This window comes from Gordonia sp. LMA167 (assembly GCF_058130025.1).
On sequence record NZ_CM176708.1, the window covers coordinates 6,345,036 to 6,363,350 of the forward strand.

Below are 18,315 nucleotides of genomic sequence, written 5' to 3' on the forward strand. Positions count from 1 at the left end.
CTTCGTGCGTCGCCTGACCGGAATTGTGCTGCTCAGCGCAGTGCTGGTGTTGGCCGTTGTCGCGTCCATCGCGATCGGGACCCGCCCTCTCGGACTCGGCGACGTGCTCGACGCGTTGCAGGCCGGCGGATGGCCGCATCTGGGTATCACCGACTTCCACGGGGTGCCGTGGGTCGTCGTGGAAACCCCTACTCCTCCGGCCGGCGCCGGCGATGTCTACGGCATCGTCTGGGATCTTCGCTTCCCGCGAACCGTTCTCGGTCTCGCGGTGGGACTCGCCATCGGCGCCGCCGGTGCACTCGCCCAGGGCCACACCCGCAACCCGTTGGCCGATCCCGGGATGCTCGGGGTGAATGCCGGTGCGGCGTGCGCCGTCGTCGTCGGCGTCTATGTGCTCGGCATCCAGAGTCCGGTCGCGTACATGGCGTTCGGGCTGATCGGTGCGCTGATCGCGGCGAGCGCGGTCTTCGGACTGTCGGCGCTGTCCGGGGCGAGTCCGTTGACGCTGGTCCTGGCCGGCACGGGCCTGTCGGCACTGCTGCTGGCGATCACGTCCGGCATCGTCCTCTCCGACAGTGTCACCCTCGACGCGTGGCGCTTCTGGAACGTCGGCGCGACCACCGGCCGCGGACTCGACGTGTTCTCGGCGAGCCTGCCGTTCATCGTCATCGGGCTGATCCTCGCGCTGGGCAGCGGCTACTTCCTCAACGTGCTCAGCCTCGGCGAGGACATGACCAAGGCGCTCGGGTCGCGGGTGGTGCTCATCCGATCCATCGGCATCCTCACGATCACCCTTCTCATCGGTGCCGCCACCGCGGCATGTGGGCCGATCGTGTTCCTCGGGCTGGTCGTGCCGCACATCGCCCGCACCTTCACCGGGCCCGACTATCGGTGGATCATCCCGTATTCGGCACTGCTCGGCGCCATCCTGATCCTCATCTGCGACATCCTCGGTCGAGTCATCGCCCGGCCGGGCGAGGTGCAGGTCGGGGTGGTACTAGCACTGGTCGGGGCGCCGTTCCTGATCGCCCTGGTCCGCCGACGGAAGCTGGTCAGCGTATGACCCTCGACCTCGGGCCCGACATCCGGCCCACGCCCGAACCCGCGGCCCCGCGGCCCCGGCCGACGACGACTCGACGCGTCGTGCGGGTGGGCCCGTCGTCGTGGATCCTGCGGCCCCGGATGCTCGTGGTCGCCGGCGTCGGCGCCGCGATCACGCTGCTGTTGTTCCTGCTCAGCGTCGGCGTCAGCGACTACCCGATGGGGCCGCTGGACGTCGCCCGGGTCCTGCTCGGCGGCGGCACCCGCATCGAGAACGTGGTGGTCGTCGACGTCTCGCTGCCCCGCGCTCTGGTGTCGCTGTTCGTCGGCTTCGGTTTCGGGATGGCGGGGGCGCTCACCCAGCGGATCGCCCGCAACCCGCTGGCCACACCGGACATCCTCGGCATCACCGCGGGTGCGAGCGCCGCCGCGGTCGCGGCCATCGCGTTCTCGGGCACGTGGGGTGCGTGGCTGGCCGGGCTGGGTGTCCCGACGGCCGCACTGCTGGGCGCACTGGCCACGGCGGTGGCGATGTACCTCCTCGCCTGGCCGGGGCGGCGGGCCAACGCCGGCATCGACCCGTTCCGCCTCGTCATCATCGGCGTCGGGGTCACGTGGATGCTGCAGGCGCTGACCAGCTACATGCTGACCCGCGCGCAGATCGGTGACGCCGCGCGCGCCCAGACGTGGCTGGTGGGGTCGGTGTCACAGGCCACCTGGTCGGACGTATGGCCCTCGCTCATCGCGGTTGCCCTCGGAATCGCGATGGTGGTCGGGCTGTGCCGACCGATCGGGGTGCTCGGACTCGGCCCCGACATCGCCCGGGGACTCGGCGTCAGCGCCGGCCGCGTGACCGCGGTGGTACTGCTGGTCGCGGTGGTGGTCACCGCGTTGTGCGTCTCGGCCGCCGGTCCGATCGCGTTCGTGGCATTGCTGGCCCCGCAGATCGCGCTGCGGCTGACGGGTTCACCGCTGCCCACCCCACTGGCGTCCGGTCTCGTCGGGTCGGTGCTCGTGCTCGGCGGTGACCTGCTGTGCCGCACGGTGCTGCCGGGCAGTCTCCCCGTCGGCATCGTCACCGCGGCGATCGGCGGGCCGTTCCTCATCTACCTCATGATCACGATGTCCCGGAAGGCCACGGTATGAACGGCGAGACCCTGACCGGCGGTGGCCGCCACGACGTCGACCGGCCCGCCGACGACACCCGGTGCCGACTGCGCGCCTCGGGTCTGAGCGTCGGGTACGACGAACGCGTCGTCCTCTCCGACCTCGACATCGCGATCCCCGACGCGGCCATCACCACGATCATCGGACCCAACGGGTGCGGGAAGTCGACCCTGCTGCGCGCACTGTCACGGCTGCTGCCGCCACGGGCCGGCACGGTGTTCCTCGACGATCACGACATCAACCGGATGCGACCCAAGACGGTGGCCCGCACCCTCGGCCTACTCCCCCAGAACCCGGTGGCGCCCGAGGGTCTCACGGTCGCCGATCTGGTGATCCGGGGTCGGCACCCGCACCAGCGGTGGTACCAGCAGGCCACCGCCGCCGACGAGGCCGCGGTCGCCCGAGCGCTCGAGCAGACCGAGACCGCCGATCTCGCCGACCGTCCGATCGACGCCTTGTCCGGCGGGCAACGTCAGCGGGTGTGGATCGCGTTGACGCTCGCCCAGGAGACCGACCTGCTGCTGCTCGACGAGCCGACCACCTACCTCGACCTCGCCCACTCCGTCGAGATCCTCGACCTCGTCCACACCCTGCGCGCCGACCACGGCAAGACCGTCGTGATGGTGTTGCACGACCTGAATCTGGCTGCCCGCTACAGTGATTCATTGTTCGTGATGCGTGATGGCCAGATCGTGACCCATGGCCGGCCCGCTGAGGTGATCACCGCCGACCTCCTCGCGGACGCCTTCGGATTACAGGCACATGTGATGGAGGACCCGGTCGCCGGTGGACCGATGATCATCCCGTTCGGCGTGCATCATTCCCGAGCGAGCTCGACAGCGCCAACGGCACCATGACCGCCGCGGGAATCCACAAGGCGAGCAACGAGAACCACCGGAAGCAGTAGCCCCCGAGCAGAGCACCGACCGCCAGCAGCGACCACATGCCGAGCGAGATCAGCCAGGCCCACCGGCCCAGACCGGCCCCGCGACGTTCCCCCGAGGTGACCGTGTCGGCGAGTTGCCGGGCCGCCATCACGAGAGTGCCGGTCACATAGGTCAATCCGTACGGCACTGTCGCGTCCTTCTCGAACACCGCGTTGATCATGCCGGTGGCCACGGCGACGACGAGCATGCCCGCCGTGCCGGCGCCGGACACCCCGGTGTCGACGCCGACGCCGGGCTCGAACGTCGCCAGCGTCGCGCCCAGGGTCAGTCCGCCCAGCACCGACCAGAGCAGCCACACGCGCGGCCGGGTCCGGGTGCGGTTGATCATCGACCCGACGAACACGCCGGCGAAGAACAATCCGATCAAGGCGGCACACACCCCGACATCCGACCAATGCCCGAGGCTCGGCGACACTCCCAGCACCGTCGTGTTACCCGACATGAACGAGACGAAGTTCGCCTGCAGATAGATGAATGCGATGGCATCGACGAAGCCGGCGACGAGCAGCAGCACCGGGGCGCGTGAATTCACCAGATCCCTGCCCCGACCAGCCAGATCGCCGTCGCGACCAGCGCCGCGAACAGTTCGATGCCCATCGTGATCACCGCCGCCTTCGACGCCGCGACGGTGCCCCGCCAGGCGGCCCGGCCGCTGCGGGTGCGGGCGAGTTCGGCCAGCAGCGCACCGACGACGAAACCGATGAACAGACCGATCACCGGGATCACGAAGAATCCGACGATCCCGAGGATCCCACCGACCGCGATGGTCGTGTTCGGGATGCCGTCGTTTTTCAGCGATCGTCCGGCGACGACGTACTTGATGCCCTCACCGGCCACGATCACGAGGGCAGCAGCGGCGAAGATCCCCCACGCCCAGCCGCCGACGAGGAACGCCCAGACACCGATCGCCGCCATGACGAGCAATCCGCCCGGCAGGATTGGAAACACGATGCCCAGCAGACCGACGAGGATGACCGCCCCGACGAGCAGTTCCCCACCCAGCGACATCGCTGCCGGTCCGGGTCAGTCGACCGAGGCGCGAGTGGTCTTGTCGGCCGGGGGTTGCTCGGCCGGTCGCGGTGGGGGCGGCGGTCCGGCCGGTCGGGCACCGTGCGGTGGGATCGGCCGTGGCGGCGGCCCGCCCGGGCGTCCGGGCATGCCTCGTGGCGGAACCGGTCCGCGCGGGGGCATCGGTCCCGGCCGCGCGCCGGGCGGAGGCGGCGGCCCCGCGGGTCCCCCTCGCGGCGGACCGGGCGGTCGCGGCGGGCCCGGGGGCACCGGATTCGGCGGTGGGCCCGGTCGCCGTGCCGGCGGTGGCCCTGCGGGCGCACTCACCGGTTCCGGGGTGGCCCGCTCGAACGGACCACCGGACACGGGCGTCACCATCGACGCGGCCTGGAGCGCGCGCTGGCGGGCGGTCGCGATGTCGTCGGCGGTCGCGGTGACCACACCCATCCGGCGACGGCGGTGGCTCTCCGGCTTGCCGAACAGCCGGATGTCGGTCTCCGGCACCGCCATCGCGCGCGCGACGTTGGCGAATCCGATCGCCGGTTCGTCGAGCTGTCCGTAGATCACCGCCGATGCCCCGGGCGAGGCGAGGGTGACATCGACCGGCAGACCCAGGATCGCGCGGGCGTGCATCTCGAACTCCGAGAGGCGTTGCGTCGCCAACGTCACCAATCCGGTGTCGTGCGGACGGGGGCTGACCTCGGAGAAGTAGACGTCGTCACCCTTGACGAACAGTTCGACGCCGAAGACGCCACGTCCGCCGAGCCTGCCGTCACCGAGGGCGGTGGCGACGCGGGCGGCGATGGAGGTGGCGGCACCGAGTGCGTCGGTGCTCATGTCGTGGGGTTGCCAGCTCTCCACGTAGTCGCCGCCCACCTGCTGATGTCCGATGGGTGCGCAGAAATGGGTGGCCAGACGTCCGGTCGCCGGATCGACGGCACGCACGGTGAGCAGGGTGATCTCGTAGTCGAACTCGATGAACCCCTCGACGATGACGCGTTCGCCGTGCACGCGCCCACCGGTTGTCGCGGTGTCCCAGGCGGTGCCGATGTCGGCGGGCGCGCGGACCACGGTCTGGCCTTTGCCCGACGACGACATGACCGGCTTCACCACGCAGGGGAACCCGATCTCGGCGACCGCGACCTCGAGTTCCTCCGCCGACGACGCGAACAGATAGGGCGAGGTCGGCAGGCCCAACTCTTCGTCGGCGAGACGTCGGATGCCTTCACGGTTCATCGTCGAGACCACCGCGTGGGCGGTCGGGATCACCTCGGCGAGCCCGCGCTTCTCCACCTCGACGAGGGCGTCGGTGGCGATCGCCTCGATCTCCGGCACCACGAAGTGCGGCCGGTAGCGGTCGATCAGTGCCAGCACGGCGTCCGGATCGGTCATGTCGATGACCTCGGCGTGATGCGCGACCTGCTGCCCGGGTGCGTCGGCGTAGCGATCGACGGCGATCACCTCGACGCCGAGCCGCTGGAAGGCGATGATGACCTCTTTGCCGAGCTCACCGGCACCCAGCACCATCACCTTCGTCGCGGTGGCGCTCAGCGGCGTGCCGAGCACCGCGGGCGGACCGACCGACGTCCTCGCGGCGGGTCGCAGGTCGGCCGCGGCAGTCGCGTCGGATGCCGGGTCTCCCGACTGCCGGCCGGCATCGCCCGACTCCGGGGTGGCAGGGGTGGGCGTGGCGGTGTCACCCGGCACCGGTGCGACCTCCCCGCCGGCCGGCACCGACGCCTCGGAAGCACTGTGGCTGTCTGACGTCATGCCCCAGATCCTACGTGCAGTTCAGTGCACGACCGCGTGCAGACGTCGATCGTCGAGGCCCACGACTCAGCCCATGACCTCGTGTGTGTAGCACCACCGCCACACCTCTCCCGGCTCGGCCGAACGCATCACGGGGTGACCCGTCTCGTCGAAGTGCGCGCTGGCGTGACGACGCGGGCTGGAGTCACAGCAACCGACATGTCCGCAGGTCAGGCAGATCCGCAGGTGCGCCCAATGATGTTCGCCGAGTTGGGTGCATTCCTCGCAGGCGGCGAGGTCGCCGCTGCGCGGTGACGGGTCGGTGTTGGCGTCGACACCGTAGGTGCCCAGCTCCGCGCACCGTGCGGAACCAGCCCCGCCACCGCTTGCGGTGTCTGCTCGGTCGGTCTCTGATCGGTCATCGGAACTGCGGCGGAAGATTCGCATGACCCCATTATCCCGGTGGACCGTCGGGCCGCGGTTGCGTCGGCGGGTTAGGTTCTTCGCGTGAGCGCATCGCTGTTGCTGGTCGCGGTGGTGGCCGTGGTCATCGCCGCACTGTGCCGACGCTTCGGTCTGTCGGCTCCCCTGATCCTGGTCGTCGTCGGTTTGGGGATCGGCTGGATTCCCGGCACCCCCGAGGTGATGCTCGAGCCGGAGCTGGTCCTGTTCCTGATCCTGCCGCCGTTGTTGTACTCCGCCGCCCAGGAGAGTTCGTATCAGGCGATCCGGGCCAATCGGCGGGCCATCGGGCTGCTCGCGATCGGCCTGCCGCTGTTCACCACGGTGATCGTCGGTCTGGTCGCCTACTGGACGGTGCCGAACCTGCCGTTGGCGGCGGCGCTGGTGCTCGGTGCCGTCGTCGCCCCGCCGGACGCGGTGTCGGCGCAGGCGATCGGCCGCCGGGTGGGGCTGCCGCGCCGACTGATGACGTTGCTCGGCGGCGAGAGCCTGCTGAACGACGCGACAGCCCTGACCGCGTTCCGGGTGGCTCTGGCCGCCGCCGTCGGTGCCACGGCCTCGTTGTGGGAGGGTCTGTCGACCTTCGCGATCGCCGCGGTCGGAGGTCTGGTGATCGGGCTCGCCGTCGGCTACGCGGTGACCTGGCTGCGGCAGTGGTTGACCGACCCGCCGATGGAGACCGCGATCGGCCTCATGGTGCCGTTCGGCACCTACTACATCGCCGAGGAGGCGCACGCGTCGGGCGTGATCGCGGTGGTTGTGGCCGGGCTGTTCCTCGGTCAGCGGTCGGTGCGGATGGGGTATGCGACCCGCCTGCAGGACGACGCGGTGCGCAAGTCGATCGACGCCGTCCTGGAGTCCTTCGTGTTCCTGCTCATCGGCCTGCAGCTGCCGTTCCTCATCCGCGGGCTCGCCGGCGAGTCCTGGGTGCAGGTGGCGATCGACGCCGCCCTGGTGTTGACCGCGACGATCGTGGCGCGTTTCCTCTGGGTCTATCCGGCCACCTACCTACCTCGGGTGCTGTCGTCGAAGATCCGTGAACGCGAGGAACGTCCGACGCCACGCGCGGTGTTCATCGTCGGCTGGGCGGGTATGCGGGGCGTGGTGTCGTTGGCCGCGGCGTTCGCGATCCCGCTGATGACCGATGACGGCGGGGCGTTCCCGGCCCGTGCCGAGATCCTGTTCCTCACCTTCGTCGTGGTGGTCGGCACCCTGCTGATCCAGGGCACCTCGCTCGGGTGGATGATCCGCAGGCTCGGTGTCGCCGGGGACGATGCGGCCCGGGACCGGCTGGCGTATGCGGGTGCGCAGGACCGGGCGTCGCGGGAATGCGAGCGACGGCTCGACGAGATGGCCGCGGACCTGCCGGAGAAGGACACCCGCCGACATCAGGTGATGATGTTGCGCAAATGGGTGACCACGCAACGCAATGTCGGATGGGAGGAACTCGGTCGCGGCCCCGAGGACATCGGCGAGAGCCCGACGGCCGCCGGCAATCGGATGCGCTTGGAGCTGTTGCAGATCCAGCGGGCGGTGTTCATCGACGAGCGCGACGCCGGCCACATCGACGACGAGGTGCTCCGCACCGCGCTGCGCCGCCTGGACTTCGCCGAGGGTCAGATGGACCGCGAAGTCGAGTAGGCATCGCGATGCCTACTCGAGCAGTCACCCGTCTCCGGCCTCCTGCTGATCGAGTAGCAGCGAACGCAGTGAGTCGCGTATCGAGATCACTTTCTGAACAAGAGGTCTCGATACGGCACCTCGCCTAGCGGCTCGGCACCTACTCGACCAGCGGGCGGTCACTCGACCAGCGGGCTGGGCTACTCGACCAGCGGGCGGTCACTCGACCAGCGGGCGAGGCTACTCGACCAGGCGTCGGGCTGCGTAGACCACAGTCTCCTCGGTCCGCCCGCGCAACGTCGTGGCCTCCTGGCGCTCCCACGCGTCGGCCTCACCGCCGGCGGCGTCGATGGCGCGCGCTGAGGCCAGCGGGCGGGTCGGGTCGCGCTTGGCCAGCTCCGACAGCCGCGCGCTCTCGTTGACCGGATCGCCGATCACCGTGTATTCGAAACGTTCGATGGCCCCGACGTTTCCGGCGACCACCGGCCCATAGCTGACGCCGATGCCGGCGGAGATGTCGGGCACTTCGGCCCCCAGGCGTGACGAGATCTCGCGCGCGGCGGACAGCGCGGCACCGCCGGCGTCGTCGAGATCGATCGGCGCACCGAAGATGGCCAGCACGGCGTCGCCCTCGAACTTGTTCACCAGGCCCTGTCGCCGCTCGACGGCCGCGACGATCACCGCGAAGAACCGGTTGAGGATCTCGACCACCTCGGTCGGAGAGCGCCCGGCGGCGAGCGTCGTCGAACCGATCACGTCGACGAACACCACGGCAACCGTGCGCTCGACGCCGCCGAGCTCCGGATCACGTTGCAGCGCAGCCGCGGCAACGTCACGGCCGACATGCCGGCCGAAGAGATCCTGCAGCCGCTCACGTTCCCTCAGTCCGGTCACCATGCGGTTGAACCCCACCTGCAGGTCGCCGAGTTCGGTGCCGTCGTAGACCACGAGGTCGACGTCGACGTCGCCGTCCTGGACCCGTTTCATCCCCGACCGCACACTCCGGATCGGCCCGGTGACACTGACACTCGACAGCACGGTCAGGATGAGCCCGGTCCCCAGCGCGATCACCGCCAGCACGGTGACACCGATGAACAGGTCGAGTTTGTCGGTGTCGTCCCGGAAGAGCCCGAACAGCACCACGAGCAGGATGCCGCTGATCGGGATCGCGGAACCGACCAGCCACGACACCAGCGACCGCGCCCGGACACCGCTGCGTTTGCGGCGCCCGTACCCCGCGCTGATCACCTCGGCGAGCACCGGCCGCAACGCGAACTCGACGAGCAGATACGAGTTGGCCACCACGACAACGCCACTGAGCGTGATCACGAAGAAGATCTTCGGGATCAGCGCGGGGTCGATGACCCCGTACATGATCGTGAACATCACGGTGGCGACGCCCCACAGAATCCCCTGGATGGCGACCAGACGCCACGGCGCACGTTGGGTACGACGCGCATCCCGCGCGGTCGGCTCCTGACCGCGGATCGCCCAACGCAGGTCCCGGACCACCACCACCGTGCCGAGACCGATCCCGATGACGAACGCGGTCACCACGTAGACGGGCAGCGCGATGAAGTTCACCCACCACAACCGTGCCTGGAACACCGACGGCTGCGGAATACCCACCGACGTCAACAGGATCGCGATGGCGGCACCGAACAGATTGGCGACGACGATCATCGCGGTCAGCAGCGTCTGGATGCGGATGCGCTGACGGAACGAACTCTCGTCGGCGGAACCGAGCAGGATCGACCCGTAGTCCCTGCTGTCCCGTGTCGCCATTCCCTCCCCCGCCGGACCGTTCCGGCTAGACGATCTCGCGACGCACGATGGTCTGATCTCGTCCCGGCCCGACGCCGACGCACGAGACATGAGCTCCGGCAAGCTCTTCCAGTCGAAGGATGTAGTCCTGAGCGTTCTTCGGGAGATCCTCGAAACGCTTGCACTGCGAGATGTCCTCCCACCAGCCGGGCATCTCCTCGTAGATGGGCTTGGCGTGGTGGAACCCGGTCTGGGTCATCGGCATGTCCTCGACACGTTCGCCGTCGACGTCGTAGGCCACGCAGATGGGCACCGTGTCCAGGCTCGAGAGCACGTCGAGTTTGGTGAGGAAGTAGTCGGTGATGCCGTTGACCCGGGTCGCATAGCGCGCGATGACCGCGTCGAACCAGCCGCAGCGCCGCGCCCGGCCGGTGGTGACGCCCACCTCGCCACCGGTCTTGGCCAGGTAGTCGCCCCATTCGTCGAACAGCTCGGTCGGGAACGGCCCCGACCCGACACGGGTGGTGTAGGCCTTGAGGATGCCGAGCACGGTGGTGATCTTGTTGGGCCCGATACCCGCGCCGACAGCGGCGCCACCGGCAGTCGGATTGGACGACGTCACGTACGGATAGGTCCCGTGGTCGACGTCGAGCAGGGTGCCCTGCGAACCCTCCAGCAGCACGGTCTCGCCGCGCTCGAGGGCCTGGTTGAGCAGCAGCCGGGTGTCGGCGATGCGGTGCTTGAATCCCTCGGCCTGGCCCAGCACCTCGTCGACGACCTGCGCCGGATCGAGCGCACGACGGTTGTAGATCTTGACCAGGATCTGGTTCTTGAGTTCGAGGGAGGCCTCGACCTTCTGCGCGAGGATCTTCTCGTCGAGGACGTCGGCGACCCGAACACCCACGCGGGCGATCTTGTCCTGGTAGCACGGACCGATTCCGCGGCCGGTGGTGCCGATCTTCTTGTTGCCGAGGAACCGTTCGGTCACCTTGTCGATCGCCACGTGATACGGCATCAGCAGATGCGCATCCGCCGAGATCAGCAGACCCGACGTGTCGACGTCGCGGTCCTCGAGACCGCCCAGCTCGGTGAGCAGCACACCGGGATCGACGACCACGCCGTTGCCGATGACGTTCTGCACGCCGGGGGTGAGGATGCCGGAGGGGATCAGGTGGAGGGCGAATGTCTCGCCGTTCGGAAGGACAACCGTGTGACCTGCGTTGTTGCCGCCCTGATAGCGGACCACCCATTGCAGTTTCCCGCCGAGCAGGTCGGTTGCCTTGCCTTTGCCCTCGTCGCCCCACTGGGCCCCGATAAGCACGATCGCGGCCATGGTCGGTTACTCCTTTGAGTTGGCACGCTGAACAACAGGCCAACCCTACTTGTTCATGAGCGTGGATACGCTATCGGTGTGTCGATTGCGCTGATCTCGCAGGCTTCGTCCTCCGACGACAAGAAGGCCATCCGGGCCTCGGTGACCGCAGCCCTGGACGACGCCGGGGTCACTCGGCTGATCGTGGAACCCCGGGTCGCGGAACGGGTGGCACCGACGATCGCCGACGAGTCCGATACCTTTTTCGCCCACGTACTGGCCGCCCTCATGGTCCTCGAACGCCTCGACATCGAGGTGGCGTTCGTCTCGCCGGAGGCGACCCCTGCCACCAAGCGCTACGGGCTGCCTCACGGTCCGGCCGCGCGTGCACTCGCCGACCACGGCGCCGCGCCGACGACACCGCTCATCCGCGACGACGCCGCGACCGTGGTGGTGGGCCGCGCCCGCCATCTCGGCGCCGACGGCGCGAAACTGCACGGCGAGACCTATGTCGACAACCAGCGGTTGTTCACCGGCGAGGTGCGCTCGGTGCTCATCGAACCGCTTGCACAGGAACCCGGGCTGCGTGCGCAGGTGGAGCGCCTGCTGCTTCCGGGACGCTGGTACCAGGGCCGGGCGGCGCAGACCGGGGGCACCAACATCGTCGTGGAGCGTGAGGGCGTGGTGAATCAGCGCGTGCTGAAGCGGTCGACGTTTTACCGGCATCATGTGGACATGAAACTGGTACGCCCATGACCTTCGGAGCCAACAGCCCGCACCGTCACCCGGCTGCGCCGACGACCCGTGAGATCCTGCGCGCCATCCGGCCCGGGTGGATCTTTCTCGGACTGGTCGTCGCGGCGATCGCCGGCGGCTGGCTGGTCGCCGGATCGGAGCCCGGCCGCAACCTGGAATCGGTCGGCGGCACACTGCTGCTGGTGCTGGCCGGGTGGGTGATCTCGCTGTGCCTGCACGAGTTCGCGCACGCGGTCACGGCATTCAGGTTCGGCGACCGCAACGCCGAGCTGCGCGGCTATCTCACGCTGAATCCGTTGCGCTACACCCACCCCGGGCTCTCGATCGGTTTACCCCTGCTGATCATCCTGTTGGGCGGCATCGGCTTTCCCGGAGGTGCGGTCTACGTGAACCAGCACGGATTCACTCGCGCCCAACGCACGATCGTGTCGCTGGCCGGCCCGGTGACCAACGCTGCGCTCGGTGCGATCCTCCTGGTGGTCGTCCGGTTCGCCTCGCCGGATGCTTTCGGCACGTACGGTTTCGGTGGCGTCCTCTACGTCGACCGCGGCTTCAATCTGTGGGCGGCGCTGTCGATGCTGGCGTTCCTGCAGATCACCGCGGCGGTGCTGAACATCCTGCCGGTCCCCGGTTTCGACGGGTACGGAGCGATCGAGCCGTATCTGTCGGACCAGACGCGTGCGTCGGTGAGCAAGATCGCGCCGTACGGCTTCCTCATCGTGTTCGCGCTGCTGTTCATCCCGTTCCTCAACCGCGCCTTCTTCGACCTCATCTACTGGCTGTTCGGCCTGTCCGGGGTGCCCAGCGCGCTGGCCTCCTACGGCTGGAATCTGTTCGTGTTCTGGCGGTAGAGCCGCGAGACCGATTGCGGCAGGTCGCCGGGGGTCGCCGTGACCGGGTCGTCGTAGGCGACACGCATCGGGATGTGCCCGGTCCAACCCGACGCCTCGGCCGATCCCGGCCCACCCGAGCGCGCCTTGGCCAGCCACTGTCCGTCGACGATGGGCAGCGCGAGAATCGTCGTCGAGGACAGTTCTTTCCGGGTGTGGTCACGCACCTCGGCGCTGCGGCCCGGCAGGATCGCGTCGGAGAAGATGTCGAGGGCGCGCGCGGCGTCGTCCGCGTCGATCCGATGCAGCGTTCCGCGGACCACCGCCGATCGGTAGTTCACCGAGTGGTCGAAGAGAATGTCGGCGACGACGAGGCCGTCCACGAGGAACGCGGTGAAGGTCACGGGCGCTCCCGCAGCGACGTGACGCAACGCGCCCGCGCCGGACGATCCGTGGATCAGCAACCGATCCCGGTCCCGCGCGGCGAGCATCGGCACCGACCACGGCAGACCGTCGTCGGTGACCGTGGCCAGCACCCCGACCCGCGCCTCGTCGAGGACCTCGTCGAGCAGTGCGCGGTCACCGCCGCGGTCGGGTTTGCGGGTCAGCGTCGAGAGCGCGTCATCGGACATGGCAGACAGCATGGCGGGTCCGCCGGTCGATTGTCAGCAGGTTTTCGGCCGGCGGATCACGCCGGTTCGCCGGGTCACCACTGCAGCTCGTCGCGGCAGCGTCGCTGGACCTCCTGCGGGTCGACCTGAATGGTGGCGTGTTCGAGGCCGTGGCGGGCCATCACCGCCTGCGCGGCGGTCAGCACGTCGCTGTTGGAACCGTCGCTGTCGAGGTGCACCGTGGCCACGTCCATCCCGGTGGTGAGCGACCAGACATGGAGATCGTGGACGTCGTCGACGGCGGGGATCGCGGCGAGCTCCTTGCGTAGGGCGTCGACGTCGACGTGGGCGGGTGCCTGCTGATTGAGGATGCGCATCGCGTCCAGTGCCAGCCGCACTGCGCGCGGCACCACCCAGATCGCGATGAGCACCGCGACCACGACGTCGGCGTATCCCCACCCGGTGGTCAGCGCGATGACACCGGCGATCAGGACGCCGACGCTGCCGACGGCGTCGGCCAGTACCTCGAGATAGGCACCGCGGACCGCGATCGACTCCTGCGAATCGGCTCGTAGCAGCAGCATCATCGCGACGTTCACGGCCAGGCCGATCAGCGCGACCACGATCAGGGTGAGGCCGGGCACTTCCGGATGTGTGCCGAGTCGCCGGATTGCCTCGTACAGGACGAACGCAGCGACGCCGATCAGCAGCACGGCGTTGGCGACCGCGGTGAACACCTCGGCGCGATGCCAGCCGAAACTGCGGTCGTCGGTGCTCGATCCGTGCTTGGCCAGCAGCAACGCGACGAGGCCCATCATCAGGGCGACGACGTCGGTGAGCATGTGTCCGGCGTCGGCGATCAAGGCCAGAGAGTTGACGACGAGGCCGGTGGTCAGCTCGACGACGAAGTAGGCACCGATGATCGCGACGGCGACAGCCATCGGCCAGATCCGGCGGTTCGACATTGAGCCGGCCGGCTCGGCATGCGTGTGTGAATGTGAGTGACCCATCGTGGGGCCAATATATGCAGACTTTCGCATATATGACAAGGGCCGTTCGGCCCAGCGGAACGGCGGGCTCAGCGCAGTGTTGCGGCCGCCGACGACCGGCGCAGACCGGCAACCATCAGCATGTCGATGAGCAGTGATCGCAGCTCGGCCATGACCGCGGTTTCCGACAGTGAGCTGTCCTCGACCAGTTCCGCCTTGGCCTTCCGTGCGATGGTGCGAAGCACGCGCGCGGCGTCGGCGGGGTCGGGCTCCTCGCCCGGTTTCGCGATCATCATCGCGCGGAGCACCTCGAACGCCTCACCGACGTCGGCGATGATCTCGATCATCTCGGGGTTCAGCGGCTCGCCGCGTTGGGTCATCCCCAGCGCGCGTCGTGCGATGACCCGGAAGTTGCGGACTGCGTTGTCGATGGGATCAGCGGTCGCCGAGATCCGTTGGAGTCGCTCACGCGAATTCCAGTAGAGCGGCGAGATGTTGCTGACCTCCCGGCCTCCGCGCATGTCGGCGCGCATCGTGTTGATCGCCTCCTGCGTACCGCGCGCGACCTCGAGAGCGGCGAACACCTCGGGTTCGTTCATGTCACGCAATCCGCCGGCGAGGCGTCGGGCGGCGTCACGCATGGTGGCGAGTACCCCGGCGGCGTCTCGTCGGGCCCGGTGCGCGGGGTTCACCGGGATCAGTGCGCCGATGACGATGCCGATCACCCCGCCGATCAGGGCGTCGATCGCCCGATGGAAGCCACCGACCCCGCCGGGCGGCAGCAGGGTGGCCACCAGCGCCGCCGACGACGCCGCCTGCATCGGGATGAGTGGACCGTCGTCGAGGAACACCGCGACCGCCATCGCCAGCGCGACCACCACGATGATCTGCCACGCTCCGGAACCGATCACGGAGATGAGCAGATCGCCGACGAGGATGCCGATCGTGACGCCTGCGACCAGTTCGACCGTCCGGCGCCACCGCTTGCCCAGCGACAACCCCAGGGAGATGACCGCCGCGATGGGGGCGAAGAACGGCTGCGGATGGCCGAAGACGTGGACCGCCACCCACCAGGCGACGCCGGCGGCGAGCGAACACTGTGCGATCGGGACCAGAGACAGCCACAGTCGACGAACGCGTCGCCGCACGGGTGCCGGCAACGCGTTCAGGCGCGTGCGCAGCCAGTCGGTCAAGCCAATCCGAGGTGCTGCGCCGCGGTGGGATCGCTGTCGTTGAGAAGGTCCAGGCAGCGCAGGTATTCGTCCTCTTCGCCGACCGCCTGGGCGGCCCGGGCCAGCGCCCCGACGCACCGCAGGAAGCCCTGGTTGGGTTCGTGGCTCCACGGCACCGGCCCGAAGCCCTTCCATCCATGACGACGGAGCTGGTCGAGCCCACGGTGATAGCCGGTGCGGGCGTAGCCGTAGGCCTCGATCACCTTCCGGACGTCGGCGCCGCCGTCAGAGGCGTCGAGCGCGGCGTCGGCCAGATATGCCCAGGCGATCGACGCGGTGGGGTGCGCCGCCGCGGTCTGCGCCGGATCGGCGCCGTTGAGCAGGTCCGATTCGGCCTCGTCGTCGCCGGTGAGCAGCACCGGCTGCGGGCCCAGGAGGTCTCCGAAGGAAGTCATCGTCCTATTGAATCACCCTGGCGCCGGTCGGGTCTTCGACCAGCCCCGACCCCGCTGTACACCGGCCCGGTCGGCGGGCCGTGGTTCGACTCGGTCACTTCGGCGCCCACCGAGTGCTGTATCCGGTGCGCATTCGCTAGGGTGAATGACGCGATCGGCCACGACGCAAACCCACACGGCGGAGTCGTCACGAACTCACCGACGCCGATCAGATCCAATCCGGGGAAGCGGGGTGTACACGACGATGCCTCCATCGCGAGATGAACAGGGCTCGTTGGTCGGACGCGCCCTGCATGCATGGCGCAATCGCAACAACGACCACGCGGCCCGAACCGGCCGCCGTGGACCGGACGATTCCTGGGTAGACAGTACGAAGGGCGACGACGCAGCGGTGACAGACGCGACGAACACAGACGATGTGACCGGTCCTGTATCGGACGACGAGAAGCACGTCGGCGGAGCGGATGTCGACCAGGCAGGCGCCGACACGGACGGCGCCGAGGCCAACAGTGCCGAGGCCAACAGTGCAGAGGCCAACGGTGCCGCCGACACCATGAGCACCGACGACGAGCCGACCGGGACCGTCGCGGCCGATGGCGACCAGGCAGAGGGCGACACGGCAGAGGGCGACACGGCAAACGCAGACACGGCAGAGGGCGACGCAGCAGACGCCGACACCGCGGATGACGACTCCCGGACGACCTCGGAATCGGACGCCGACGGGCCGCACGACACCGACATCGCCGAATTGCACGACGAGTCCCCGTCGGATCCGGACACGAGCGGCATCGAGACCGGCACCGACAACACCGACGACACGAACGCGGACCTCGCGCCGGCCGAGGACTCCGACGTCACCGACGCAGCGGCGGATGCCACGGACGCCCACACCGCTGACGCCGACACCGCTGAAGCCGACGACAGCCCGGCGGAAGCCGTCGAGAGCCCGGAGCCGGCCGAAGCCGTACGACCCAAGCCGAAGGGCGGGCTCGGGATCGACTCGTCCACCAAGGTCATCCGTCGCCAAGATCTGCCCGACACCGCCGATCTGGCCGACCTCGACAGCATCGACGCACTGTCTGGCGACGACAGCGGCGAAGCAACCGACGAAGAACCCGACGAGTCGGTGTCGACGCACCCGAAGCCCGGCGGCAGTGCCAACCCCACCGATTCGGCGACCACGGTCATTCGCCGCGACGACCTCCCCGACGCCGACGAGCTCGACGATCTGTCGGAGATCAACGCGCTCGGTGCCGGGGTCGCCGGGGCCGCCGCCACCGCCGCGCCGGACGAAGCCGACACCACCGACACCACGGACACGACCGACTCGACCGACGAATGGGTCGATGTCGACGAGCCCGCATCGGCCGACGACACGAAATCCGCCACCGAGAACGACACGGTTACCGGCGGCGACGAGACCGAGGACGATTCGGAATCGGGCTCGACCAAGGTCCTGCCGGCAACAGCCGGCGCCGCCGCCACCACCGCCGCGGCCACCACGGCCTCGCAGGGCTGGTCCACGACCGCGCACAAGCCCGAGGTCATCCGCGGCAAGGACGAGACATCCCAGTCGAAGGCGAAGTCCAGCGGCCGTCGTCGTCTGCCGTGGATCATCGGTGCCGCGGTGATCGTGCTGATCGCCGTCGTCGTCGGTGGGGTTTTCGCGTACCTCAACCTGCGGCCACCGGCTCCCGCCGACGAGGCGGCCGACGCCGCCGAGAAATTCTCCACCGCGCTCTATGAGGGCGACCTGGAAACGCTGCGGTCGGTGACGTGTGGTGAGCGCAACCAGTTCTACCAGTCGATCAGCGACTCGGATTTCCAGAAGATCTACGACGGGCAGAAGAGTCGCGACGAACTGATCCGCGTCGACGACGTCAAGGCCGTCAAGGTGACCGGCGACGGAAGTCAGGCCGTGGTCGAGGTGTCGGCGGTGCACAGCACGAACCCGAACGACCCCATGACCGTGACGATCAATCTGCAGAAATCCGGCGACCAATGGAAGGTGTGCACTCCTCAGTGACCGGAAACGGACCCACTACCCGTCTGTCACACAGCACGTCCACGCAGGCACATGGCCCGTCCACCCAGGCCGGCTCGTCCACACAGCGCAGTACGGCCACACACGGCAGCTCGTCCTGGGTCCACCATCGGCCCGGGATCGAGATCCCCCCGGCCGAGCCGATCGAGGCCCGCGGCGCCTACTACGAGGCACCGACCCGCCCGTTGCGGATCGACGCGCCGACGGGACGCTACGCCCCCGCACCGCGCCCCACCCGGCGACGCCGTGTCGATCCCCCGGTCGTGCTCGCGGCGCTCGTCATGATCGCACTCGCCGTCGGCGTCATCGTCGGTCTCGCCACCCTCTGACCAACCAGAGCCAGGCCTGCGCCGACAGAACCCGAACACGCGCCGACAGAACCCGGAAT

The 18,315-nt window shown here is 68.9% G+C and carries 18 protein-coding genes; 8 read left to right on the forward strand and 10 right to left on the reverse strand.

The features are described from left to right. Window positions 1–4 precede the first annotated feature (4 nt). The 3 genes from ACVT6V_RS28480 to ACVT6V_RS28490 are packed head-to-tail and all read left to right on the forward strand — an operon-like array spanning window position 5 to window position 3,065. On the forward strand, window positions 5–1,063 hold the full coding sequence (locus ACVT6V_RS28480) for a FecCD family ABC transporter permease (RefSeq protein WP_489897402.1): 1,059 nt from the start codon (window positions 5–7) through the stop codon (window positions 1,061–1,063). Next, window positions 1,060–2,187, forward strand: coding sequence for a FecCD family ABC transporter permease (locus tag ACVT6V_RS28485; RefSeq protein WP_489897403.1), 1,128 nt, complete (start codon window positions 1,060–1,062; stop codon window positions 2,185–2,187). The genes ACVT6V_RS28480 and ACVT6V_RS28485 overlap by 4 nt, the downstream gene beginning before the upstream one ends. Beyond that, window positions 2,184–3,065: an ABC transporter ATP-binding protein gene (locus ACVT6V_RS28490; protein ID WP_489897404.1), complete on the forward strand. Its 882-nt coding sequence runs from the start codon at window positions 2,184–2,186 to the stop codon at window positions 3,063–3,065. The genes ACVT6V_RS28485 and ACVT6V_RS28490 overlap by 4 nt, the downstream gene beginning before the upstream one ends. Here the strand turns inward: ACVT6V_RS28490 and ACVT6V_RS28495 are convergent. The 4 genes from ACVT6V_RS28495 to ACVT6V_RS28510 form a co-directional block, all read right to left on the reverse strand. Continuing rightward, window positions 3,007–3,687: a YoaK family protein gene (locus tag ACVT6V_RS28495; protein WP_489897405.1), complete on the reverse strand. Its 681-nt coding sequence runs from the start codon at window positions 3,685–3,687 to the stop codon at window positions 3,007–3,009. The two genes, ACVT6V_RS28490 and ACVT6V_RS28495, sit on opposite strands and share 59 nt — an antisense overlap. Next, window positions 3,684–4,163, reverse strand: coding sequence for a DUF456 domain-containing protein (locus ACVT6V_RS28500; protein WP_489897406.1), 480 nt, complete (start codon window positions 4,161–4,163; stop codon window positions 3,684–3,686). Before ACVT6V_RS28500 ends, ACVT6V_RS28495 begins: the two co-directional genes overlap by 4 nt. A 15-nt stretch (window positions 4,164–4,178) precedes the next feature. Next, window positions 4,179–5,933 carry a formate-dependent phosphoribosylglycinamide formyltransferase gene (gene purT, locus ACVT6V_RS28505; protein ID WP_489897407.1) on the reverse strand — a complete coding sequence of 585 codons (1,755 nt, stop codon included), beginning with the start codon at window positions 5,931–5,933 and terminating at the stop codon, window positions 4,179–4,181. A 66-nt stretch (window positions 5,934–5,999) separates the two neighbouring features. After that, window positions 6,000–6,359, reverse strand: a complete 360-nt coding sequence (locus ACVT6V_RS28510) for a UBP-type zinc finger domain-containing protein (RefSeq protein WP_489897408.1) — start codon at window positions 6,357–6,359, stop codon at window positions 6,000–6,002. 60 nt (window positions 6,360–6,419) lie between these two features. Between ACVT6V_RS28510 and ACVT6V_RS28515 the strand changes: the two genes are divergently transcribed. Then, the gene (locus tag ACVT6V_RS28515) at window positions 6,420–8,015 is read left to right on the forward strand and encodes a Na+/H+ antiporter (protein ID WP_489897409.1); all 1,596 of its coding nucleotides are present in this window, start codon (window positions 6,420–6,422) and stop codon (window positions 8,013–8,015) included. A gap of 219 nt (window positions 8,016–8,234) precedes the next feature. Here the strand turns inward: ACVT6V_RS28515 and ACVT6V_RS28520 are convergent, their stop codons facing one another. Together ACVT6V_RS28520 and ACVT6V_RS28525 are read right to left on the reverse strand one after the other, a co-directional pair. After that, the gene (locus ACVT6V_RS28520) at window positions 8,235–9,779 is read right to left on the reverse strand and encodes an adenylate/guanylate cyclase domain-containing protein (protein WP_489897410.1); all 1,545 of its coding nucleotides are present in this window, start codon (window positions 9,777–9,779) and stop codon (window positions 8,235–8,237) included. 25 nt (window positions 9,780–9,804) lie between these two features. Further along, window positions 9,805–11,091, reverse strand: a complete 1,287-nt coding sequence (locus ACVT6V_RS28525) for an adenylosuccinate synthase (protein WP_489897411.1) — start codon at window positions 11,089–11,091, stop codon at window positions 9,805–9,807. 78 nt (window positions 11,092–11,169) lie between these two features. On the opposite strand from ACVT6V_RS28525, the gene ACVT6V_RS28530 reads away from it, so the two are divergent. Both ACVT6V_RS28530 and ACVT6V_RS28535 read left to right on the forward strand, forming a co-directional pair. Next, on the forward strand, window positions 11,170–11,826 hold the full coding sequence (locus ACVT6V_RS28530; RefSeq protein WP_489897412.1) for a hypothetical protein: 657 nt from the start codon (window positions 11,170–11,172) through the stop codon (window positions 11,824–11,826). Next, on the forward strand, window positions 11,823–12,677 hold the full coding sequence (locus ACVT6V_RS28535) for a site-2 protease family protein (protein WP_489897413.1): 855 nt from the start codon (window positions 11,823–11,825) through the stop codon (window positions 12,675–12,677). The genes ACVT6V_RS28530 and ACVT6V_RS28535 overlap by 4 nt, the downstream gene beginning before the upstream one ends. On the opposite strand, the gene ACVT6V_RS28540 is transcribed toward ACVT6V_RS28535, so the two are convergent. The 4 genes from ACVT6V_RS28540 to ACVT6V_RS28555 form a co-directional block, all read right to left on the reverse strand. Continuing rightward, entirely contained in the window at window positions 12,644–13,288 is a 645-nt protein-coding gene (locus tag ACVT6V_RS28540) for a pyridoxamine 5'-phosphate oxidase family protein (protein ID WP_489897414.1), read from the reverse strand. The genes ACVT6V_RS28535 and ACVT6V_RS28540 overlap by 34 nt on opposite strands. A 74-nt stretch (window positions 13,289–13,362) precedes the next feature. Beyond that, window positions 13,363–14,277: a cation diffusion facilitator family transporter gene (locus ACVT6V_RS28545; RefSeq protein ID WP_489897415.1), complete on the reverse strand. Its 915-nt coding sequence runs from the start codon at window positions 14,275–14,277 to the stop codon at window positions 13,363–13,365. A 68-nt stretch (window positions 14,278–14,345) separates the two neighbouring features. Beyond that, complete coding sequence (locus ACVT6V_RS28550) at window positions 14,346–15,449, reverse strand: FUSC family protein (RefSeq protein WP_489897416.1); 1,104 nt, start codon at window positions 15,447–15,449, stop codon at window positions 14,346–14,348. Further along, complete coding sequence (locus ACVT6V_RS28555; RefSeq protein WP_489897417.1) at window positions 15,446–15,883, reverse strand: DUF3151 domain-containing protein; 438 nt, start codon at window positions 15,881–15,883, stop codon at window positions 15,446–15,448. The genes ACVT6V_RS28550 and ACVT6V_RS28555 overlap by 4 nt, the downstream gene beginning before the upstream one ends. A gap of 418 nt (window positions 15,884–16,301) precedes the next feature. On the opposite strand from ACVT6V_RS28555, the gene ACVT6V_RS28560 reads away from it, so the two are divergent. Together ACVT6V_RS28560 and ACVT6V_RS28565 are read left to right on the forward strand one after the other, a co-directional pair. Next, entirely contained in the window at window positions 16,302–17,909 is a 1,608-nt protein-coding gene (locus tag ACVT6V_RS28560) for an Rv0361 family membrane protein (protein ID WP_489897418.1), read from the forward strand. After that, window positions 17,906–18,256, forward strand: a complete 351-nt coding sequence (locus ACVT6V_RS28565) for a hypothetical protein (RefSeq protein WP_489897419.1) — start codon at window positions 17,906–17,908, stop codon at window positions 18,254–18,256. The genes ACVT6V_RS28560 and ACVT6V_RS28565 overlap by 4 nt, the downstream gene beginning before the upstream one ends. Window positions 18,257–18,315: the final 59 nt, after the last annotated feature.